General features: G+C 74.5%; 17 protein-coding genes. 2 read left to right on the top strand and 15 right to left on the bottom strand.

The genetic code is table 11. The features are described from left to right. Positions 1-75: 75 nt before the first annotated feature. A complete protein-coding gene (gene wrbA, locus G5C65_RS04230) occupies positions 76-711 on the bottom strand; it encodes an NAD(P)H:quinone oxidoreductase (RefSeq protein WP_165297234.1) in 636 nt (211 codons plus the stop codon). A gap of 249 nt (positions 712-960) precedes the next feature. On the opposite strand from wrbA, the gene G5C65_RS04225 reads away from it, so the two are divergent. Further along, on the top strand, positions 961-4,242 hold the full coding sequence (locus tag G5C65_RS04225; RefSeq protein ID WP_165297233.1) for an AfsR/SARP family transcriptional regulator: 3,282 nt from the start codon (positions 961-963) through the stop codon (positions 4,240-4,242). A gap of 223 nt (positions 4,243-4,465) precedes the next feature. On the opposite strand, the gene G5C65_RS04220 is transcribed toward G5C65_RS04225, so the two are convergent. The 5 genes from G5C65_RS04220 to G5C65_RS04200 all read right to left on the bottom strand — a co-directional run bounded on the left by G5C65_RS04220 (position 4,466) and on the right by G5C65_RS04200 (position 9,267). Then, positions 4,466-5,350, bottom strand: a complete 885-nt coding sequence (locus tag G5C65_RS04220; RefSeq protein WP_165297232.1) for an ROK family protein — start codon at positions 5,348-5,350, stop codon at positions 4,466-4,468. Positions 5,351-5,361: 11 nt separating this feature from the next. Then, complete coding sequence (locus G5C65_RS04215; protein ID WP_165297231.1) at positions 5,362-6,411, bottom strand: 3-dehydroquinate synthase family protein; 1,050 nt, start codon at positions 6,409-6,411, stop codon at positions 5,362-5,364. After that, positions 6,408-7,226, bottom strand: a complete 819-nt coding sequence (locus tag G5C65_RS04210; RefSeq protein ID WP_165297230.1) for a hypothetical protein — start codon at positions 7,224-7,226, stop codon at positions 6,408-6,410. The genes G5C65_RS04215 and G5C65_RS04210 overlap by 4 nt, the downstream gene beginning before the upstream one ends. 127 nt (positions 7,227-7,353) lie before the next feature. Beyond that, positions 7,354-8,526 carry a MalY/PatB family protein gene (locus G5C65_RS04205; protein WP_165297245.1) on the bottom strand — a complete coding sequence of 391 codons (1,173 nt, stop codon included), beginning with the start codon at positions 8,524-8,526 and terminating at the stop codon, positions 7,354-7,356. Between the two features lie 81 nt (positions 8,527-8,607). Beyond that, positions 8,608-9,267 (bottom strand): TetR/AcrR family transcriptional regulator, encoded by a 660-nt coding sequence (locus G5C65_RS04200; RefSeq protein ID WP_165297229.1) that lies wholly within the window; start codon positions 9,265-9,267, stop codon positions 8,608-8,610. 99 nt (positions 9,268-9,366) lie between these two features. Between G5C65_RS04200 and G5C65_RS04195 the strand changes: the two genes are divergently transcribed. Then, on the top strand, positions 9,367-10,527 hold the full coding sequence (locus G5C65_RS04195) for a glycosyltransferase (protein ID WP_165297228.1): 1,161 nt from the start codon (positions 9,367-9,369) through the stop codon (positions 10,525-10,527). Positions 10,528-10,713: 186 nt separating this feature from the next. On the opposite strand, the gene G5C65_RS04190 is transcribed toward G5C65_RS04195, so the two are convergent. The 9 genes from G5C65_RS04190 to G5C65_RS04150 form a co-directional block, all read right to left on the bottom strand. Next, a complete protein-coding gene (locus tag G5C65_RS04190; RefSeq protein WP_165297227.1) occupies positions 10,714-11,475 on the bottom strand; it encodes an SDR family oxidoreductase in 762 nt (253 codons plus the stop codon). Further along, on the bottom strand, positions 11,472-11,996 hold the full coding sequence (locus tag G5C65_RS04185; RefSeq protein WP_165297226.1) for a nuclear transport factor 2 family protein: 525 nt from the start codon (positions 11,994-11,996) through the stop codon (positions 11,472-11,474). Before G5C65_RS04185 ends, G5C65_RS04190 begins: the two co-directional genes overlap by 4 nt. Before the next feature lie 63 nt (positions 11,997-12,059). Continuing rightward, complete coding sequence (locus tag G5C65_RS04180; protein ID WP_165297225.1) at positions 12,060-13,448, bottom strand: NDP-hexose 2,3-dehydratase family protein; 1,389 nt, start codon at positions 13,446-13,448, stop codon at positions 12,060-12,062. Next, a complete protein-coding gene (locus G5C65_RS04175) occupies positions 13,445-14,449 on the bottom strand; it encodes an NAD-dependent epimerase/dehydratase family protein (RefSeq protein ID WP_165297224.1) in 1,005 nt (334 codons plus the stop codon). The genes G5C65_RS04180 and G5C65_RS04175 overlap by 4 nt, the downstream gene beginning before the upstream one ends. Then, positions 14,446-15,042, bottom strand: coding sequence for a dTDP-4-dehydrorhamnose 3,5-epimerase family protein (locus G5C65_RS04170; RefSeq protein ID WP_165297223.1), 597 nt, complete (start codon positions 15,040-15,042; stop codon positions 14,446-14,448). The genes G5C65_RS04175 and G5C65_RS04170 overlap by 4 nt, the downstream gene beginning before the upstream one ends. A gap of 106 nt (positions 15,043-15,148) precedes the next feature. Continuing rightward, a complete protein-coding gene (locus tag G5C65_RS04165; protein ID WP_338146223.1) occupies positions 15,149-16,768 on the bottom strand; it encodes an FAD-dependent monooxygenase in 1,620 nt (539 codons plus the stop codon). 4 nt (positions 16,769-16,772) lie between these two features. Beyond that, positions 16,773-17,732, bottom strand: coding sequence for a dTDP-glucose 4,6-dehydratase (gene rfbB, locus G5C65_RS04160; protein WP_165297222.1), 960 nt, complete (start codon positions 17,730-17,732; stop codon positions 16,773-16,775). Continuing rightward, positions 17,729-18,934 carry a nucleotide disphospho-sugar-binding domain-containing protein gene (locus G5C65_RS04155; RefSeq protein WP_165297221.1) on the bottom strand — a complete coding sequence of 402 codons (1,206 nt, stop codon included), beginning with the start codon at positions 18,932-18,934 and terminating at the stop codon, positions 17,729-17,731. The genes rfbB and G5C65_RS04155 overlap by 4 nt, the downstream gene beginning before the upstream one ends. 37 nt (positions 18,935-18,971) lie before the next feature. Continuing rightward, complete coding sequence (locus G5C65_RS04150) at positions 18,972-19,661, bottom strand: antibiotic biosynthesis monooxygenase family protein (protein ID WP_165297220.1); 690 nt, start codon at positions 19,659-19,661, stop codon at positions 18,972-18,974. Between the last annotated feature and the right edge of the window lie 36 nt (positions 19,662-19,697).

The raw sequence follows: 19,697 nt of genomic DNA, 5'->3' as shown, positions 1-19,697 counted from the left end.
CCGCTGCTCCTGCGCCTCTCGTCCGGCGCGTGCACAGACATCAGTCACCGACCCGACGTACCGGAGGACACCGGGTCACCCGGACGCGGTGGCGTTCCGCACCGGGGTCAGAGCGGCCGCCGTCCTGGCCAGCCGGCGTCCCTGGAACCGGGCGGCGTCCAGTACGGCCTTGACGTACCGCGAGTTGTCCGCTTCCGACTCGACCTGGCTGATGCCGTACGGGTTGCCGCCGGCGGCGTGCGAGACCGCGTAGTCGACCCAGCCGGGCGGCAGGATGACCGAGCCCCAGTGGTACATCGTGTTGTACAGCGCCAGCAGGGTGGACTCCTGACCGCCGTGCGCGTCCATGCTCCCGGTGAAGCCGGTGACCGGCTTGTTCGCCATCACGCCCTCCATCCAGAGCCCGGAGGTCGTGTCGAGGAACTGCTTGAGCTGCGCGCTGACGTTGCCGAACCGGGTCGGCGTGCCGAACGCGTATCCGTCCGCCCAGCTCAGGTCCTCGTGGCCGGCGCGCCTCAGACGCGCGGTCTCCTCCAGATGGGCCCGCCAGGCCGGGTTGGCTTCGATGGCGCTGTCGGGAGCGAGCTCGGGAACCCGGCGCAGCCTCACCTCGGCGCCCGCGTCGGTGGCGCCGTCGACGAACGCCTCCGCGATGCGGTGGACGTTGCCCGTGGCGGAGTAGTAGATGACCGCGATGCGCGGTGAAGTCATGGCACAGCCCTTTCCCTGCTGATCGGCTGACATCTGCGGTCAGCATGCGGGACACCGCTTACGGGCCACCGGCCCTGCCGCTGACGGAGCGCTGCGACGTCGCTGACACCGCACGTCAGACGGGGGAAGGGCACAGCGGCTGCCGCGGCTGTGCGGCTCGACGCCTTCCCGCGGGAGGCGCGCGCACTAACCTCTTCTGTGTCCGGTTCCCGCCAGAGCCCGGCGGACTCAAGGACCTAGGGGGAGACGATGTTGCGGTTCAGGGTGCTCGGCCCGGTCGACGTACGGACGGGGGACGGCACCCGCGTCCCCATCCCCGGCACCAAGGTGGCGGCCCTGCTGGCCAATCTGCTGCTCGTACCCGGCCGGCCGGTCTCGGTGGACCAGCTGGTGGACCATCTGTGGGGCGAACAGCTGCCCGGCAACCCGGCCGGTGCCCTGCAGGCGAAGGTGTCCCAGCTGCGGCGGGCGCTGGACGACGCCGAGCCGGGCGCCCGCGACCTCGTCGTCCATCAGCAAAAGCCCCCGGGCTATGTGCTGCAGATCGCACCGGAGCAGGTCGACGCAGCGGAGTTCGCCGACCTGACGGCGAAGGCGAGGGCCACCGACGACCCGTTACGCACGTCGCGGCTGCTGGCCGAGGCGCTGTCGCTGTGGCAGGGCGAGGCGTTCGGCGACTTCGCGGACGAGCCGTTCGCGAGGGCCGTGTGCGGCCGCATGGAGGAGGAACGGCTGGCGGCGCTGGAAGAGCAGGCCGAGGCGCGGCTCGACCTCGGCGAGAGCAATCTGCTCGCCGGAGAGCTGGCCGAGGCGGTGAGCGAACACCCCTTCCGCGAGCGGCTCCGCGCCGTCCATATGCGCGCGCTCTACCGGGCCGGGCGGCAGAGCGAGGCGCTGGACAGCTACGACCAGCTGCGCGAGCGGCTCGCCGAGGAACTCGGCCTGAGCCCCACGCCGGCCCTGGTGGCGCTGCACCAGGCCATCCTGCGCCAGGACCCGGAACTGGACGGCGCGCCCGGCGAGTCGGCGGCGACCCCGCGCCCCCGGACCAACCTCCCCACTCCGCTGACCGAGCTGGTCGGCAGGGACGGGGCGATCGCCGAAGTGCGGTCGCGGCTGGAGGGGGGACGGCTGGTCACCCTCACCGGCCCCGGCGGCGTCGGCAAGACGCGGCTGGCCATGCAGACCGCGACCGAGATGATCGGCGACTTTCCCGACGGCGTCTGGCTGGTCGGCCTCTCGGCGCACGGCCGGGGCAGCGGCCGGCAGGAACTGCTGAGCACCCTGGCCGAGGCCGTCCTCTCGGTGCTCAGCATCCGCGAGAACGTCCCGGCGGGGGCCCCGCACAGCGAACCGGTCACCTTGTGCGACCGGGTGGTCAACGCCCTGCAGGGCAGAACGATGCTGCTGGTGCTGGACAACTGCGAGCACGTGGCCGAAGGCGTCGCAGCGCTCGCCGAGGCGCTGCTCGGCACGGCGCCGGACCTGCGCGTCCTGGCCACCAGCCAGCGGCCGCTCGGCGTCGCGGGCGAAACGCTGTGGGCCGTGCCCCCGCTGGATGTGCCCGTGGTCGGCGCGTCGGGCGAGTCCCCCGACCGGGATCTGCTCGCCGTCGAACAGTCCACCGCGGCACGGCTGTTCGTGGCACGCGCGGCGGCCACGGCACCCGGGTTCGTACAGAACCGCGACAACGCCTGGACGATCGGCGCGCTCTGCCGCCGCCTCGACGGGATTCCGCTCGCCCTCGAACTCGCCGCGACGCGGGTGCGGGCGCTCGGCGTCAAGGGGCTGTTCGCCCGGCTGGACGACCGGTTCCGCCTGCTCGGGGAGGGCCACCGCAGCGCGCCGCCACGGCAGCAGACGCTCCGCGCGATGATCGACTGGAGCTGGGAGCTGCTGACCGAGCCGGAACAGGCCGTGCTGCGCAGACTGGCCGTCCATGTCGACGGCTGCACGCTGGAGGCGGCCGAAGCCGTCAGCCCCGGCCCGGGAGTGGGCGCCGAGGACGTCCCGCACCTGGTCTCGCTGCTGGTGGACCGCTCCCTGGTGATGACGGCCGAGACGGGCCACGGGCCGCGGTACCGGATGCTCGAATCGGTCGTCGAGTACGGTGCCGAGCGGCTGCGGGAGGCGGGTGAGCTGGACCGCGTACGCCACGCCCACCAGCGCTACTACACCGAGTTCGCCGAACGCGCCCGGCCGCACCTCCACGGACAGGACCAGCAGCAGTGGCTCGGCCACCTCGACAGGGAGACGGCCAACTTCCGCAGCGCGGTCGACAGCGCCCTGGAGGACGGCCGTGTCGAGCTGGCGCTGCGTCTGGTCGACGCGCTGGGCTGGTACTGGCTGCTGCGCGGCAGGCTGACGGACGCCGTGCAGATGCTGGCCGACGCGATCGAGGCCGCCGAGGAGCCCTCGGTGCCGCTGGCCAACGCGCTCGCCTGGCGGCTGGGGGTCACGGGCCGTTTCGGCGACGACGCCGATCTGCTGGAGCAGAGCAAGGCCATCATGGACATGTACGACCGGCTCGGCGCGCGTGCCGCGCGCGCGAGGGCGCAGTGGTTCCTCGGTTTCACGCTGTTCGGCAGGGGTGGGATGGCGGCCAGCGAGGAGCTGACCGAGCAGGCGCTCGACGGCTTCAACGCGGTCGGCGACAGCTGGGGCACGGCCGCGGCGCTGGCCATGCGGGCCCGGCAGGCGGCCGGGCGCGGCGACCTCGACGCGGTGCGCCGCGACGGCCGGCGCAGCCTCGCGCTGTTCCAGGAGTTGGGTGACCGCTGGGGGCAGCTTCAGGCCAACGACGTCCTCGGCTGGCTGGCCGAGATCACCGGCGACTACCGGCAGGCCGTCGCGCTCCACCGCGACGGGCAGCGCATCGCCGAGCAGCTGGGGCTGTGGTCGGATCTGTCGTGGAAGCTGTCCAGGCTCGGCCGCATCGCCATTCTGTCGCAGGACTACGACCGGGCGCGGGAGCTGCATGAACGCGCCCGCAGGCTGGCGGCGGAGCAGCGGGACAAACCGGCGGAGCACTTCGCCGAACTGGGCCTGGGGCTCGGCGCCCGGCGGCAGGGCAAGCTCGCCGACGCGCAGGAGCACCTGGAGCGGTGGCTCGACTGGTGCCGCCAGATGGACTGGAGCCCCGGCCTCGCGCTGATCCTGGTCGAGCTCGGCTTCGTCGCGGAGCAGCGCGGGGACCCGGAAGCCGCCCGCGACCTGCATCTCGAAAGCTTCGTCATGGCCCAGCGCACCGACGACTCGCGCGCCGTCGCGCTGGCCCTGGAGGGACTGGCGGGCGCACAGGCCCTGGCCGGGCTGCCCGCCGAAGCTGCGCGGCTGCTCGGCGCCGCGAGCGCCGCGCGGGACGCGGCCCGTGCGCCGCTGCCCGCGGCCGAGCGGGGCGATGTCGAACGGATCGCGGAAGCAGTGCGGCAGGCCCTGGGCGGTGACGCTTTCGCCGCCGAGTCCGAGCGGGGCCGCCGGCTGGGGCACGGCCCTTCGGCGTCCGGCGCGTTCGGCCTCAGACTGGCCTGAGGCCGCACCGGCGAGCCCGCTGGGCAGGGGCTGCCCCGCGCTGTCTCATCGCAGTCCGCGGGTGCTCTCTGGCTGTTCGCGCAGTTCCCCGCGCCCCTGAAGCGCCGCCGCAGGAGCGCGGGGAACTGCGCGAACAACCACAATGCTGCCGCGAACTGCGACGCACCGGCAGGGGCAGCCCCTGCCCAGCAGGATCCGCCGGACGCGGCACCAGGGACACGGGCTACCGCGCTTCCGCGCCGGCCAGCAGGGTCGCGCCGCGCAGTGAGGAGAGGGGGCCGAACTCCGCCGGCTCCACCGGTACCGCGCCCTGGCCCGCGCGTGCCAGGGCCGAGACGCCGTCGGCGACGCCGGTGACGAATCCCGGGAGCCCGGCCGCGAAGCCGCCGCCGATCCGGACCAGCGAGGGCCGGAACAGCTCGGTGACCGTCGTGACGGCCGCGGCCAGCGCGGCACAGCTCTCCTCCACGACCGCCCGCGCCCAGGAGGTTCCGGACCGCCACTCCTCCCGCAGGCGGTCGGCGCCGACCGCCGCACCGCGCAGTGCGGAGGCCCTGGCGAGCGTGGCCGGGCCGGAGGCCACGGCCTGCACACACCCCCGCCGGCCGCAGACGCAGCGCGGCCCGGCGCGGTCCACCACCACATGCCCCACCTCGCACGAGCCGCGGCCGATGCCGGGCAGCGGGTGGCCGTCGCGTACGAGCCCTCCTCCGATGCCGGTGCCGACGCCGAGGTACAGCAGCGACTCCGCCCCCGCGGCGTCGGCCTCGGCGAGGGCCGCGAGGTCGCCGTCGTCGGCGCAGCGGACGTCCGCCGACGGCAGCAGGCCGCGCAGGAACGGCACGAACTCCAGCCCCGCCCAGTGTGCGCGGCTGGGCCACGCCACGACCCGCCCGGCGGGATCCAGCGTGGCCGGCATGGCGACGCCGACCGCCTCGATGTCCGCGTGTCCGGCGGCGTCCCGCACCCCCGCGGCCAGCAGCGCGCAGTCGGCCACGGCGTCCCGGGTGCGGGGCCAGCGGAAGGTGCGCTCGTGCGCCGGGCCCGCGCCGTCTTCCGTACGCAGCACCACTTTCGTGCCGCCGATGTCGATTCCGAGCGTGCCCACAGCGGGCCTCCTCACAGTGCGGGCGGTGCGGGCGGTGCGGGCGCCGGGTACGCCGCGGTGGGCATCTCCCGCAGCGTGTCCAGGACCAGGTCCTGCGGCACGTCCGGCACCAGTTCGGCGCCCCGGTCGCCGTCCAGCACGAACGACAGCCCGTTCACCGCCTTCTTGTCCAGCCGCATCAAGGACGTCAGCTCCTCCGGGTCGAGCCCGGCCGGCAGCGCCTCGGGCAGGCCGTACGCCCGGACCACCTCCAGGTGCTCCTCGACGCGTGCCGGGCCGATGCGGCCGAGGGCGCCGGCGAGCCTTCCGGCGAACACCGTCCCGATCGCCACGGATTCGCCGTGGCGCAGCGCGAAGCCGGTCGCGCGCTCCAGCGCGTGGCCGAGGGTGTGGCCGTAGTTGAGGATGTGGCGCAGCCCCGCGTCCCGTTCGTCGGCCGCGACGATCTCCGCCTTGCGCCGTACGCTCGCGGCGATCTGCTCGTGCAGCGGCAGCCCGTGCAGCCGCCCGGCGCCGATGAAGTGGCAGCGGGCGATCTCGCCGTAGCCGTTGGTCCGTTCGCGGCGCGGCAGCGTCTGCAGGAAGTCGGTGTCGCACAGCACGGCCCTGGGCTGCCAGTACGCGCCCACCAGGTTCTTGCCCTCGGGCAGGTTGACCGCCGTCTTGCCGCCGATGCTCGCGTCCACCTGGGCGAGCAGCGATGTCGGCAGGTGTATCACCGGGGTGCCCCGGTGATACAGCGCGGCGGCGAGCCCGACGGTGTCGGTGGTCGTGCCGCCTCCGCACGACACGATCAGGTCGGCACGCGTCAGACCGAACCGCGCGAACCGGCCGCACAGGTCCTCCACCAGGGTGAGGTTCTTGCCGGGCTCGCCGTCGCGGGCCTCGATCACCAGGGTGTCGACCCCGGTGTGCGGCAGCCAGTCCGGTGGCCGCGCCGTCACGACAGCGGCCCGCCGCGCGCCGAGCCCGGCGGCCTGTTCCCTGAGCAGGTGGCGTACGCCCGCACCGATGTGCACCGGGTAGGCCCCGCCGGGCGCGGCGACATCGATCCTGGTCATCCGGCACCCACCACGGCCGCGTCCGCCGGCTTCGCGCCGGGGCGGGGGGACAGCGCCGCGGATCGTACGATCCTGGCGGCGAGCCCTTCGGTGCCGGGCGGGATGCCCAGCCTCCGGTGCAGCAGGTGCGCGTGCTCGAACAGCAGGTAGTTGAGGGGGGTTCCCGTCATGTCCGGGTCGATCGCGGTGACCTGGAGGGTGTCGAGGTAGCGGCGCCATGCCGCGCGGACCTCCGCGCTCCAGCCCATCTCCGCGCGCCACTCCGGTGTGGCCGGCAGCGCGGTGACCCACTGTTCGAGCGCCACGCGCTGCGCCGGGGTGGCGTCGCAGGTCCAGTCCTTCCAGCATGCGAAGAGGAAGCCCGCGCGGTCGCGGTCCGGCACCAGGCCGCTCACCTGCCGCATGTGCGCCACGGCCAGGGGCAGCCGCCGGGAGGCGGGCAGACCGCCGCTCGCGAGCACGGTCAGCGCGAACGCGCTCGACACCGTGGACAGTTTCCGGGTCTGCTCGCTGTCGTGGCAGGGGGCGTAGCGGGACCAGAGCTCCGCGTCGTCATCGCCCCGGGCCACGCACCCGGCCGCGGCGGCCGCCCGGCGCGCCTCGGCGCCCGTCCGGTCGAGTTGCCCGAAGGCCGCGGCGAACCACAGGAGGAGGCTGCCGTCGTCGAGGGGAAGCAGGGACCAGTCGGCATCGGGATCGCGGCGGGTCACGGCGCGCACCGCGTGCCGCGCGCCCTCCACGGCACGTTCCGGCGCGGCATCACGGGTGTCTTCCTGCTGCGTGGTCAGACGCAGACGTAACCATGCGCGGGACACGTCATCACTCCTCGGGGCCTCGTCGACCGGAGCCGGTCGGAACAGGGAAACCGGTTGATCACCGGCCCTCCCGACGCTACCGCCGCAAGCGCTCCGATCCAGCCCCCGTCCTCCCCTAGAGTCGCCCCTACGCGGCCGCCCGCCCGGCGCCGCCGCACCGGCCCACCGCGGCGGCCGTCCGTGCCACGAGGAGCGTCAGTATCTCGCGCGTCGTGGCGAAGTTGAGCCGTACGAAGCCCCGCCCCGCGGCCCCGCAGCGTGCGCCGTTCAGCAGCGAGACGCCGGCCGTCCTCGCCAGGTACGCGGCCGGGTCCGGATCCGGCAGGCCGGCGTCGCGGAGGTCCAGCCAGGCGACAAAGGTCCCCTCCACGGGCGTGCGGGAGATCCCGGGCAGCCGCTCGGCGAGCAGGCGCCGGTTCGCGTCCAGATAGGCCAGCACGTCCTCCAGCCAGTCCCGGCCGTGCCGGTACGCGGCGGTCGCCGCGACGGCGCCGAGGGTCGAGACCCCGTCGGTGGCGAGCCGGTCGAGCCCCGCCCAGCGGTCGCGGTCCGCGTCGTTGCCGAGGATCACCTGGGCGCACTTCAGGCCGGCGAGGTTCCATGCCTTCGCCGCGGAGACGGCCGTGACCGTGTGCTCGGCCGCCTGGGGCGCGACCGTCGCATAGGGGACGTGCCGGCGCCCTCCGTAGACGATCGGGGCGTGGATCTCGTCCGCGAACACCCGGCCTCCGTGGCGCGCGACCACCTCGCAGACGGCCGCGAGCTCACCGGCCTCGAACACCCTGCCGAGAGGGTTGTGCGGGTTGCACAGCAGCAGCAGATGTCCGCCGTCCGCGTACGCGCGCTCCAGCGCGTCGAGGTCGTAGCGGTAGCGGCCTTCGGACCGCGTCAGCTCGACCTCGATGACCCGTCGGCCCAGCAGTTCCGGAACGCGCAGGAACGGGGCGTACGCGGGTGTCGGCACGATGACCGGCGAGCCGGGCCGGGAGAAGTGCGCGACGGCCAGGTGCAGGGCCCGGATCACGTCGGGGAGCAGCCGGACATCGCGCGGTGCCACCGGCCACCCGTGGCGCTCGCGCTGCCAGGCCGCGCACGCCTCGGCGAGCTCGGCCTCGTGGACCGGCGAGAGATAGCCCAGCGATCCGCGTTCGACGGCCGCACGCAGCGCGGCCGCCACGGGCGGGGCCGTGCCGTAGTCCATCTCGGCCACGTCCGCGCCGAGCAGATCGCTGCCGGCCTCGGTCCACTTGAGATGCCCTGCCGCACGCAGGGACTCCACGGTGACGCCCTCGGTATCCATCACGCCCCCAGGCAAGGGCACGGGCACACACCGCGCAATCCCCGTATCCCCCCATACCTCCCCCCTGGGCGGCCGCTTCCGCTACCGGGGGACGTAGCCGTAGAGGAAGGTGTGGACGCCCGCGGCGACCGACTCGGCGATCTCGGACTCCGTGCGCGCGCCCCGCGTCGCGTACTCCAGCCCGCCGGAGTCGGCGGAGTCCGCGGAGACCAGCAGCAGGAGGTGGAGCGCTGCGCGGTCCGGGTCGGGGACGCTCAGCAGGCCCCGGTCCGCGACCTTCCGCAGCCGGGCCGCGAGCTCCCGCCGCACCCGGAGCGGGCCGGCCTCCTGCCAGGCCGCGAGCGCGGCCTCGGGAACGTGACCCGGCTCCGCGTCGACCTGGCTGACCAGCGAGAAGTGGGCGGCGTGCGCGTCCATGGAGACGGTCCAGGCGCGGCCGAAGGCCGTGAGCGCGGGCTCCAGCTCGGCCACCTCGTCCAGATGCCGCTCGATCAGCGCGATCTGGTCCGCCGCCGCCGCTGCGGCGCTCTGCTCGATGACGGCCTCGAAGAGCCGCGCCTTGTCGGCGAAGTGGTTGTAGATGGTGCGGGTGGAGACACCCCCCTCCGCGGAGATCGCGTCGATGCTCGCGCGGCTGTAGCCGTCCCGCGCGAAGACCGCCAGCGCGCCGGCGAGAATCGCCGCGCGCTTGTCCGCCCGCCCGCCCAGGGGGCGCGCGCGCACCGCGCTCTGCCTGCTCATGACCGCACCTCCCGGCCTCGTGACGCGCTCCACGCTATCTGCCATGCTGGTTGTACTTTACCTGACGCGGGGCCCATTCCGACACCCCGAGAGGGCAGCATGCGCTTTCTGTTCACCTCGACGCCCGCATTCTCGCAGACCACGCCCCTGATCCCGCTCGCGCAGGCGGCCCGGCTCCAGGGCCACCAGGTGCTGTTCGCCGCCGGCGGCGACTCGCTGCCGACGGCCGCCGAGGCGGGCCTGCCGGTGCTCGACGCCGCGCCGGACGCCGACGTCACCGCTCCCTACCGGCGGTTCGCGGCCACCGCCATGGAGCGCGAGCCGACGTACGCGGAGACCATGGAGCTGCTGTCCGACGCGTTCGCCGAGATCGGGGAGACGCTGCTGCCCGGCCTGGAGGCCGCGGCCCGGGACTGGAGGGCCGACGTGGTGCTCTATCCGCCGATGCTGCCCGCCGCCGGCCTCGCGGCGCGCGCTGCCGGGAGTCTGGCCGTGCTCCACGAGATCGGGCTGCGCCACCCGCCCTTCCCGCTGCGCGGAGCGCGGGCGCGGGAGAGCGGCGAGAGCGCCGCACCCGTGCCGGACGCCGGGGTGGCGCTCGGCCCGGACTCGCTGGAGCGGTTCAACTCCATGGTCCGGCCCGGCGACGCGCCCCCGTACCCGGTGCTGCCGATGCGGCCCGGCACCCACAACGGCGGCGGCCCGGTGCCGACGTGGGCGCTGCGGGCCGGAAGCCGGCCCCGGGTGCTGCTGACCATGGGCTCGGTGCCCGAGCACGTACGGGCCCAGGGGCCGCTGCTGGCCGAGCTGGCCAAGGGCGCCGAGGGCGCGCTGGACGCCGAGGTGGTCGTGACCACCCTCGGCACCGGGGTCGGACGGGAGCCGGGGGCGTCCGGAGAGCGGAGGCGTGCGGTGGACTTCCTCCCGCTCGGGGCGCTGCTGCCCACCTGTGCCGCCGTGGTCCACCACGGCGGTATGAGCACCATGCTCAGCGCCCTGGCCGCCGGCGTCCCGCAGGTGATCGTCACGACGACGCGCGGCGACGCCCTGTCCAACGCGGAGGCGGTGCGGCAGCGGGGCGCGGGGGTCCGGCTGGAGCCGTCCGCGTGCAGCGCCGGGGCGGCGGGCGAGGCGGTGCGCGCGGTGGTACGCGATCCGGCCTACCGCGCGGCGAGCGTGCGGGTGGCCGCCGAGCTCGCCGCCCGGCCCGGCCCCCAGGACGTGGCCGGCCGGCTCGCCCGCCGGGCCGCTGCCCGCTAGGGGCCTGCGGTGCGGGGGCGCCGGGTCGGGGCTGCCCCTTGCGCTTTCCCTGACGGGGCACATCCGTGCGCCCCGTCAGGGGCGCGGGGAACTGCGCGACCAGCCACAACCCAGCCGCGGCCTGCTACGCAACAGCAAGGGGCAGCCCCGACCCAGGACGATCCGCCGGTCACCGTCTGGCAACGCTCACCCCAGGAGGCTGCCGCCGGTGGCGTCGAGGAACGCGCCGGTGACCCAGCGGCCCTGCGGTGAGGCGAGGAAGGCGACCACGTCCGCGACGTCCTCCGGCTCCCCGACCCGGTCGAACGCCGACATCCTGGCCATCTCCGCGACGGCGTCGGCGTTGTCGAAGACGGGGCTGTCGTTGCGGGTGACCCCGGGCGCCACGGTGTTCACGGTGATGCCGCGGGGCGCGAGCAGCTTGGCGAAGTGCGGAGCCAGGTGCTCGACGGCGCCCTTGGTCAGCGCGTAGGTGACCACGCCGGGGCTGGCGATGCGGCTGAGGCCGGAGGAGATGTTGACGATCCGGCCGCCCTCGGAGAGGTTCGCCATGGCCCGCTGGATCAGGAAGAACGGCGCCTTGACGTTGACCGCGAAGAGGCGGTCGAAGAGCTCGGGGGTGGTCTCCTGGGCCGACCCTCCGCCCATCACCCCGGCGTTGTTGACCAGGATGTCGAGCGCGGTCGCGCCGGTGTGCTCCACCAGCCCGGCCTCCAGGCCCGCGAACAGCTCGTCGACGTCGCCGGGCACGCCCAGCTCGGCCCGGACGGCGAAGGCCCGGCCGCCGCCGCCCCGGATGGCGCTGACGGTCTCCTCGGCGGCGTCCTTGTTGGCGGTGTAGTGGACGGCCACCAGCGCGCCGTCCCGGGCCAGCCGGACGGCGGTGGCGCGGCCGATGCCCCGGCTGGAGCCGGTGACGAGGGCTGTCTTGCCCATCAGGGTGCTCATCGCGATGCTCCTCCTTCGTAGTTGCCCGGGGCCGCGCCCGCGTTCCACACCAGGTCGAAGACGAAGGTGCGCAGCCGCCAGCCGCGGGCGGTGCGCACGGCCCCGGCCTCGAAGTGGCCGCCGATGGCGAAGTGGTCCTGCGGATCCTGGCGCCGCCGCACATGCACGGCCGTCAGATGCGCCCGCACCCGGGCCTGGTCGCCTTCGATGTCGACCAGGTAGTTCCCGGCGAGGTGGTGGGTGCGCTCGAAGGTGCTCCCGGCCATCTCCTGGAACCGGGCCATCCCCTCCCGCCCCCGGTATGTGCCCATGGGGAAGGTCAGTTCGGCGTCCTGCGTGAAGACGTCCGCGAACCAGCCGTCCTCGTACCGGTCGCGGTCGAGGTGCATGACATAGCGGTCGCACAGAGCCGTGAGCTCCGCCCGGTCGCTGAGCGCCCGCACCTGGCCGCTCAGCGCGGAGGGCGTCGCGGCGGACGCGGGGGTATCGGGGGCCGGGAGTGTCCCGGGGGTGGAGTCCATACTCGCCTCGTTCCTGGTCGTTCCTGGTCGTTCGTGGCTGTTCGGTCAGCGGCGGCGTGCCCGTCAGAGGGTCACGGCGCCGGAGTTGAGGCACGAGAGCAGCGTCCTGGCCTGCACGTTGACGTAGTGGCCGTGCGCGAGCAGGGTGTTGAGCTGACCCGGCGTCACCCACTGGTAGCCGACCGGCGGGTCGAGCGGCGCGAGGGACTCGTCGGCCTCGACGAACAGATAGCGGCTCTCCGCGTTGAGGAACCTGCCGCCCTCCTCCGAGTGCAGCGCCTCGTAGCTGATCCGCCCGCGCTCGGCGGCGAGCACCGCAGCCAGGAACGGGGGCCGGGCGGGAGAGGGCAGGTGGTCCCAGTTGCCGGGGTTGCACTGGACGGTCGGCGCCAGCTCGACGGTGTCCAGGAATCCGGCCTCCACCTTGGCGTGCGCCAGCAGGTGCGGCACACCGTCGACACGCCGGTGCAGGAACGCCGTCACACCGGTGCCGGTCGGCTCGAACAGCGGCTGCGACCAGCCGGTGACCTCCCGGCTCCCCGCCTCCACCCGGACGCCGACCACCCGGAAGTAACGCCCGTCCGGGCGGCGCACGCACTCCGCGCCGCGCTCCCAGCCCTCGACGCTGTCCAGCGGGATGCGCCGGACCTCCACCTCGTGGCGGGAGCGCTCGTTGGTGAACCAGGACAGCAGCTCGGTGTCCGACCGCAGGGCGCGCAGCCCGGCGTCGGCCAGCGGGAAGCAGGCGATGACCGTGCGGGCGTCCATGTTGACCACGTTGTCCCCGCGCAGCAGCTCCCCGATCTGGCCGAGGGTCAGCCAGCGGAAGTCCTCGGCGAGCGGTACGTCGGCGTCGGTCTCCACCAGCATGTTGCGGTTGGACTTGCGGTGGAACCAGGAGCCGTGCTCCGACTGGAGCGAGTCGACCAGCACCCGCGCAGGCGCGGACCCGGCGAAGTACTCCAGGTACTTCACCCGGCTGCCCTGGTGCGCCCGGGAGTAGTTGCTCCGGGTGGCCTGCACCGTCGGGGAGAGCTGGAGCAGATTGCGGTTGCCCGGCTCCATCTTGGCCTGCATCAGGAAGTGCAGCACCCCGCCGAACTCCTTGGCCAGGATGCCCAGGATGCCGACCTCCGGCTGCTGGATGATCGGCTGCTGCCACCCGGTCACCGGGCCGTCGCCGACCTCGACCGACAGCCCCCCGACGGAGAAGAACCGCCCGCTGCGGTGCACGAGGTCGCCGGTGCCGGGCGCGAAGGACCAGCCGTCCAGCGCCGCCAGCGGCGCCCGCTCGACGGAGAACCGGTGCGCGCGGGCGCGCTCGGCCAGCCAGCCCTCGATGTCCTCGGTCCGCGTCTGGCGGTCGCTGGAGCGCACCTCCGCCGACCTCGCCAGCCGCCGGGCCAGCGCTTCGGACTCGGTACGGGCGCGCAGCGGCGCTGCGGTGGTCACGGCAGCTCCCTCTCCGCCCCGTCCGCGCAGAACGCGACGGTCCTGCGGAGCGCTTCGTCCAGCGGCACCTCGGGACGCCAGCCGGTGGCGCGGCGCAGCGCCGCCGCGTCGACGACCAGGCTGTGGAAGTCGCCCGGCTCGGCGTGGGTGGGGGGCTCCACGGTGACGACCCGGACCGGCGGCTTGCCGGTGGCCTCGGACACCAGCGCGGCAATCCGCTCGAAGACCTGCCCCAGCGGTGGGGCCTCCCCCGTGCCCAGCAGCCAGTGCCGCCCGGCCAGCGCCTCCGTGTGGTCGACCCCGGCGGCGAAGGCGCGGGCCACGTCCTCCACGTACAGCAGGTCCCGGCGGACGGTGCCGTCGTGCCACATCGTCAGCGGCTCCCCGGCCAGCGCCCTGCGGACCATGGTGGAGACCACGCCCTTGTCCCGCGCGGTCGAGTGCGGCCCGTAGCCGTAGACCGTGGGCAGCCGCAGCGAGGCGCCGCGCAGCACGCCCGCGGCGTCGGCCCGCAACAGCACCCGCTCGGCGGCGAGCTTCTGGCGGTCGTACTCCCCGGAGGGCCGGTCCGGCTCGGAGCCGTCCAGCCGCTCCCCGGCGCCCGGCCCGGCCTGCGAGACGGCGCCCGCGAGCAGCACCGCGGGCGGCTCCCCGGTGCGCGGGCGCTCCGCCAGCGCGGCCACCAGATCGCGCACCAGGCCGACGTTGACGCGTTCCGCCGCGCTGTCGCCGTCCGCCACCCGCCAGGTGGTGGCGCCCGCGATATGGGCGATGGCGTGGATGACGACATCGGCGTCCGCCACGGCAGCGGCCATCGCGCCCGGCTCGGTGAGGTCCGCCGTGCGCACCTCGATCCCGGCGCGGGCGCCGTCCGGCACGGCGGCGCGCCGCCGGGAGACCGCCCGGATCCGCACCGGACGCGCCGCCAGCTCGCGCAGGACGGCGGAGCCGACGAAACCGGTGGCGCCGAGCACCGTGATCAGCCGTGGTGTCCGGATCATGGCAGGGCCTCCGCTTCCACGCAGTCCTCGTAGCGGGGCAGCAGCCCCTGCCGCTCCGCCTCAGCGAGCGTGGGCGCCGCGCGGTCCCGGTCGGACTGGATCGGCGCCGTCCCCTCCGGCAGCGGCAGGCGGAGGGCGGGGTCCAGCGGGGAGACCGCGCGCTCGTCCTCCGCCACATAGCCCCGGGAGAGGATGTAGACGACCATGGAGTCGTCCGCGCGGGAGAGGAAGGCGTGCCCGACACCGACGGGGATGTAGAGGGCCTGGCAGTTTCCGGCGTCGAGGGTCCGCGCCGTCCAGCGCCCGAACGTGGGCGAGCCGAGGCGCAGATCGACGAGGATGTCCAGGACCCGCCCGTAGGGGCAGTACACGTACTTCGCCATCCCCGGCGGAGCGGCGGTGTAGTGGATGCCGCGCAGCACGTCCCGCGCGGAGAGGTTGTGGCTCACCTGCTGCACCGGAAACAGCGGACGCCCTAAGTGCGCGGCGAACTCCGCGCCCTGGAACGGCGAGCAGAACAGCCCCCGGTGATCGGTGAAGACCGGCGGAACGAACGCGAACGCCCCCTCGATCTCCAGTTTCTCGGCCTCCATACGGCCTCACTCCCCACTCTGTCGAATCGCTCTGTCGAATCGCTCTGTCGGACCGCGCTCGCGGACCGCGCTGTCTGCTCCACTGCGGTATGGCGGGAACCGGCGGTCACGCCGGTGCGGGCGTGCCGAACCAGCGGCGCAGGGCCGCGTGCGGACGGCCGCCGTCCGAGGCGTCCGCCGCGGTCCACACCACGTGGCCGTCGGGGCGCACCAGCACGGCTCCCGCGTCGGCCAGCGGTTCACCGGCGCGCGGGTCCCTGAGGGTGCCGGCGGCCGTCACCACGCGGTCCTTCCAGCCGGAGGCCGCCTCGGCGCGGGCCCGGCCGCCGCCGTCCAGCACCAGCAGCACGCCCTGGGCCGGGTGCAGCAGCTCGGTGGTGGAGGTCTCGCCCGCCGCGGTGCGCAGCGCCCGCGCAGGGAGCCGCCGGCCCCGCAGCGGGTGGCCGTCACCGTGCGGGCCGTAGCGGATGTCGAGGTGGCTGACCGTGCCCGCGAGGTGCCGCTTGACCTCGTCGTACTCGATGAGCTCGGAGAAGAGCGCGCGCAGCGGCTCGGCCTCCTCCCCGCCGAGGTAGAGGGCGCCCTGGGCGCGGGTGTTCATCAGCAGCCGGGCGCCGACCGGGTGCCGCTCCTCGTGGTAGCTGTCGAGCAGGCCGGGCGGCGCCCAGCCCTGGACCGCGGCGGCCAGCTTCCAGCCGAGGTTGACCGCGTCCTGCACCCCGGTGCTCAGGCCCTGGCCCCCGGCGGGCAGATGGATGTGCGCCGCGTCGCCCGCGAGCAGTACCCGGCCGCGCCGGTACGCCGTGACCTGGCGGGTGGCGTCCGTGAACGAGCTGACCCAGTCCGCCGTGCCGCCGCTGATGTCCTCGCCCGTGATGTTCTGCCAGGCGGCGGCCACCTCGGGGAAGCCGGGCTGTTCGGCGCGTTCGCGCGGCGCGGTGCCGTGCGGGCAGACGATGACGCGGTCCACGCCCTCCGCGAGCGGCGCCGCCATCACCATGCCGCCGGGCAGCCGTTCGCCCAGCGGGCGGGGCCGGACCCGGGAGCCGACCAGGTCGGCCAGATACATCTCCCGGGTCGCCGGGGTGCCCGGAAAGTCGAACCCGGCCAGCCGGCGTACGGCGCTGTGCCCGCCGTCGCAGCCCACCAGGTACGCGGCATGCAGCCGCCGCTCACCGCGCGGGGTGCGGACGGCGACCTCCACACCGCCGGCGTCACCGCCCCCGCCGGGCGGCTGGCGCAGCTCCGTCACCTCCCAGCCCCGCCGGATGTCGGCGCCCAGCGAGGCGGCCCACTCCTCCAGCACCGCCTCGGTGCGGGACTGCGGGACGCCGCGCGCCCCGAAGTGCGCGTCCTCCAGCACGGTGTAGTCGAACAGCACCCCGCCGAAGTGCCCCTGCGGGCTGGTCTCCAGTCCGGGCCCGAAGCGGGGCAGCAACCCGCGCTGGTCGAAGACCTCCATGGCGCGGGCGGTGAAGCCCAGGCCCCGGGACTGCCCGGTGGGCTCCGGCAGCCGCTCCAGCACGGTCACCCGGGCGCCGCCCAGGCGCAGCTCCCCGGCCAGCATCAGCCCGGTCGGTCCCGCCCCGACGACCAGGACGTCCGCCGTGTCCCCCGCCGTGTCCCCCGCCGCGTCCGCTCGTTCCGCTTGCCGGTCCACGGTTCCTCCCCTCTCCCCGGCGCGGCGCGCCGTCGGTCGTGTGTCGTGGTGCGCGCTTCCGGTCACGGCCCTAGGCGGCCTTCCACCAGCCGGGGTTGTCCCGGTACCAGGCGACGGTCCGGGCCAGGCCGCCCTCGAAGGCGACGCGCGGGGCGTAGCCGAGCTCCTCGCGGATCTTGCTGTCGTCCAGCGAGTAGCGCAGGTCGTGGCCCTTGCGGTCGGCGACGCGGCGCACCATCTCCGCGCCGGCCCCGCACAGCCGCAGAATGCGCTCGGTGAGCTCGCGGTTGGTCAGCTCGTCGCCGCTGCCCACGTTGTAGACCTCGCCCGCCCGGCCCCGGGCCAGCACCAGGTGGATGGCCCGGCAGTGGTCGTCGACGTGCAGCCACTCGCGGCTGTTGCGGCCGTCGCCGTAGAGCGGCACCCGCTCGCCCTCCAGCAGGTTGGTGACGAACCGGGGGATCATCTTCTCCGGGTGCTGGTAGGGGCCGTAGTTGTTGGAGCAGCGGGTGATGGACACATCCAGCCCGTGGGTGCGCCAGTAGGCGCGCGCGACGAGGTCGGAGCCCGCCTTGGAGCTCGCGTAGGGCGAGTTGGGCAGCAGGGGGGACTCCTCGGTCCACGAGCCCTCGCGGATCGAGCCGTACACCTCGTCGGTGGAGACGTGGACGACCCGCTCGACCCCCGCCCGCACGGCCGCCTCCAGCAGGGTCTGGGTGCCCAGTACGTTGGTGCGGACGAACGCGCCGCCGCCGTCGACGGAGCGGTCCACGTGGGACTCGGCCGCGAAGTGCACCACGGCGTCGTGCCCGGGGAGCACCTCGGCCAGCAGCCGGGCGTCGCAGACGTCGCCGCGGATGACGGTGAGCCGCTCGTCGCCGTCCGGCAGGTTCTCCCGGTTGCCCGCGTAGGTCAGCTTGTCCAGTACGGTCACGGCGGACGGCCGGTCCGCGCCGTACGCGCCCGCCAGGAGCGAGCGCACGTAGTGCGAGCCGATGAACCCGGCGGCGCCGGTCGCCAGGAGCCTCATGCCGCGCTCCCCGCCTCCGCCGCCTCCGCCGCCTGCGCCTCCAGCAGCCGGGTGAGCCGCGGGACGACGGTCCTCGGGGTGGGCATGGTCCGCATCTCCCGGGCGACCTCCTCGCTGGCCCGCCGGTATCCGGCGTTGCCGAGCAGGTCCCGGACGGCGGCGGCGACGGTCCCGGCCGTGGCGCGGTCCATCTCCAGCAGCGGTCCGGTGCCGCGGGTCCTGGAGATCCTCGCGTTGGCGGCGCTGTCGGTGCCCTCGTGGGTGAGGGCGAGCTGCGGCACCCCGGCGCTGAAGGCCGCGTACATGGTGCCCATCCCCCCGTGGTGGACGATGCCGTCGCAGGTCTCCAGCAGCGTGCGCAGCGGAACCCAGTCCAGCAGCCGTACGTGCCCCGGCAGCGGGTCGGGCAGCGCGGACAGCTGGGCGGTACCGGCCGCCAGCAGCAGCTCGACGTCCAGCCCGGCGGTCCCCTCGACGAGCCCGTGCAGCAGCCTTCCCTCGCCGTAGCTGGCGGGGATGGAGCCGAGGGTGGCGACGAGCCGCGGGCGCTCGCCGCGCCGCAGCAGGTCGCGGGGGAGCTCACCGGCGCCGTTGTAGGGCACGTAGCGCATCGGGAGCGTGTGGGCCGCGGACTCCCGCTGCGGGCCGTCCTGGAGGATGGTCTCCAGCGAGGGAGGGGCGAGAACGAGTTGGACGTCGGCCTCGCGCACCTCGTCCACGTCCAGTTTCCGCGCCGTCGGGGCCAGCCCCTCCAGCGCCGGGCCGAAGGTGGGGCGGCGGGTGCCGATGCCGTGCAGCACGGCGGGCAGCCCGAGCGCGCGGGCGGCGACCAGCCCCGCCGGGTGCGGCGCTGTGTAGACCACGGTGTCGGCCCGCCAGCTGCGCGCCGCCTCCAGCAGCCCGTCCATCATCAGCGTGCCGATCTCGGCGAAGACGGAGCCGAAGTGGGCGATCAGCTCGGGGTCGGTCAGGTCCCGGGTGAGGCTGGTCTCGTTGACCCTGCGGCCGAGCTCCTGGTACGGGCGGGCGCTGTCCCCGTCGTCCGGGGCCAGGGTCTGCAGTCCCGCCGCGGCGGCGGTCTCCAGCCCCGGGCCGCTGCTGACGACGGCCACGTCGTGGCCGTCCGCGAGCGCGGCGTGTGCCAGGGGGACCAGCGGCAGCATATGCGAGGTCCCCGGGAGGGTGGTGAACAGATAGCGCACGGGTCTCTCCGCTCTGTGTCGGTCGGCTGCCGGGCGGTCACCGCGCGCCGACCGCGGCGGACCGCGAGTGCCAGGCGCGGAAGGTGTTGGACCAGCGGGAGGTGGCCAGCGAGCGGGCGCGGGCCCGGTTCTTGCGCACGTAGCCGGGGCGCTCCTCCTCGGGGAGGGTGTGGAAGCGGTCGTAGTCCTCCTTGCTGCCCCACTGCGCGTAGTTGAGGACGAAGGACCCGTCGAGGCCGCGCAGATAGGTGTGGGAGCGGTAGCCGGGGACGGTCAGCAGCCACTCGTCGGGGTGGGCGAGGGCGCCGAGGAGCTCGCTCTGCTTCCCGGGCTCCACGTCGAGGAGGACGATGACGGTGTAGTCGTCGCGCTCCGGCGAGACCTCGGTGGCCTCGCCCTGGGCCGGGTGGCGCTGGCCGAAGACCGCCTCGGTCCGCAGCAGCCGGACCGAGGTGGACAGCTCCTGGAAGAGGGGGACGGTCGTGCGCTGGAAGCGGGTCCCGGCGTAGCGCTCCTCCAGGGCCCGCACGCTGCGCCACTGGACGAGGTTGGCGGTGCCGGGGGCCTCCTGGCCGCCGTGCACGGTGGAGGAGACCCAGCCGGGGTAGTCGGCGTTGTCGATGATGTCGCGGTGGGCGTCCAGCACGCGCTGCTGGCCCTCCCAGTCCTTGGTCTCGAAGATGTTGAAGACGTGCACGAGGTCGTCCTCGGGCGAGATGAAGGGCATGCTGCCTCCTGGGGCACGGGCGGGTGGATGGGGACT

The sequence above is a fragment of the Streptomyces boncukensis genome (assembly GCF_011045075.1).
Classification (GTDB): Bacteria; Actinomycetota; Actinomycetes; order Streptomycetales; family Streptomycetaceae; genus Streptomyces; species Streptomyces boncukensis.
Note: the sequence above shows the minus strand (reverse complement) of the source record. Positions and strands in the feature narration are given on the sequence as shown.

Bases quoted from the DNA above. Each gene is read 5' to 3' on its own strand.
- wrbA (WP_165297234.1), bottom strand. From the start codon at position 711: ATGACTTCACCGCGCATCGCGGTCATCTACTACTCCGCCACGGGCAAC.
- G5C65_RS04225 (WP_165297233.1), top strand. From the start codon at position 961: ATGTTGCGGTTCAGGGTGCTCGGCCCGGTCGACGTACGGACGGGGGAC.
- G5C65_RS04215 (WP_165297231.1), bottom strand. From the start codon at position 6,411: ATGACCAGGATCGATGTCGCCGCGCCCGGCGGGGCCTACCCGGTGCAC.
- G5C65_RS04205 (WP_165297245.1), bottom strand. From the start codon at position 8,526: ATGGATACCGAGGGCGTCACCGTGGAGTCCCTGCGTGCGGCAGGGCAT.
- G5C65_RS04200 (WP_165297229.1), bottom strand. From the start codon at position 9,267: ATGAGCAGGCAGAGCGCGGTGCGCGCGCGCCCCCTGGGCGGGCGGGCG.
- G5C65_RS04195 (WP_165297228.1), top strand. From the start codon at position 9,367: ATGCGCTTTCTGTTCACCTCGACGCCCGCATTCTCGCAGACCACGCCC.
- G5C65_RS04190 (WP_165297227.1), bottom strand. From the start codon at position 11,475: ATGAGCACCCTGATGGGCAAGACAGCCCTCGTCACCGGCTCCAGCCGG.
- G5C65_RS04185 (WP_165297226.1), bottom strand. From the start codon at position 11,996: ATGGACTCCACCCCCGGGACACTCCCGGCCCCCGATACCCCCGCGTCC.
- G5C65_RS04175 (WP_165297224.1), bottom strand. From the start codon at position 14,449: ATGATCCGGACACCACGGCTGATCACGGTGCTCGGCGCCACCGGTTTC.
- G5C65_RS04170 (WP_165297223.1), bottom strand. From the start codon at position 15,042: ATGGAGGCCGAGAAACTGGAGATCGAGGGGGCGTTCGCGTTCGTTCCG.
- rfbB (WP_165297222.1), bottom strand. From the start codon at position 17,732: ATGAGGCTCCTGGCGACCGGCGCCGCCGGGTTCATCGGCTCGCACTAC.
- G5C65_RS04150 (WP_165297220.1), bottom strand. From the start codon at position 19,661: ATGCCCTTCATCTCGCCCGAGGACGACCTCGTGCACGTCTTCAACATC.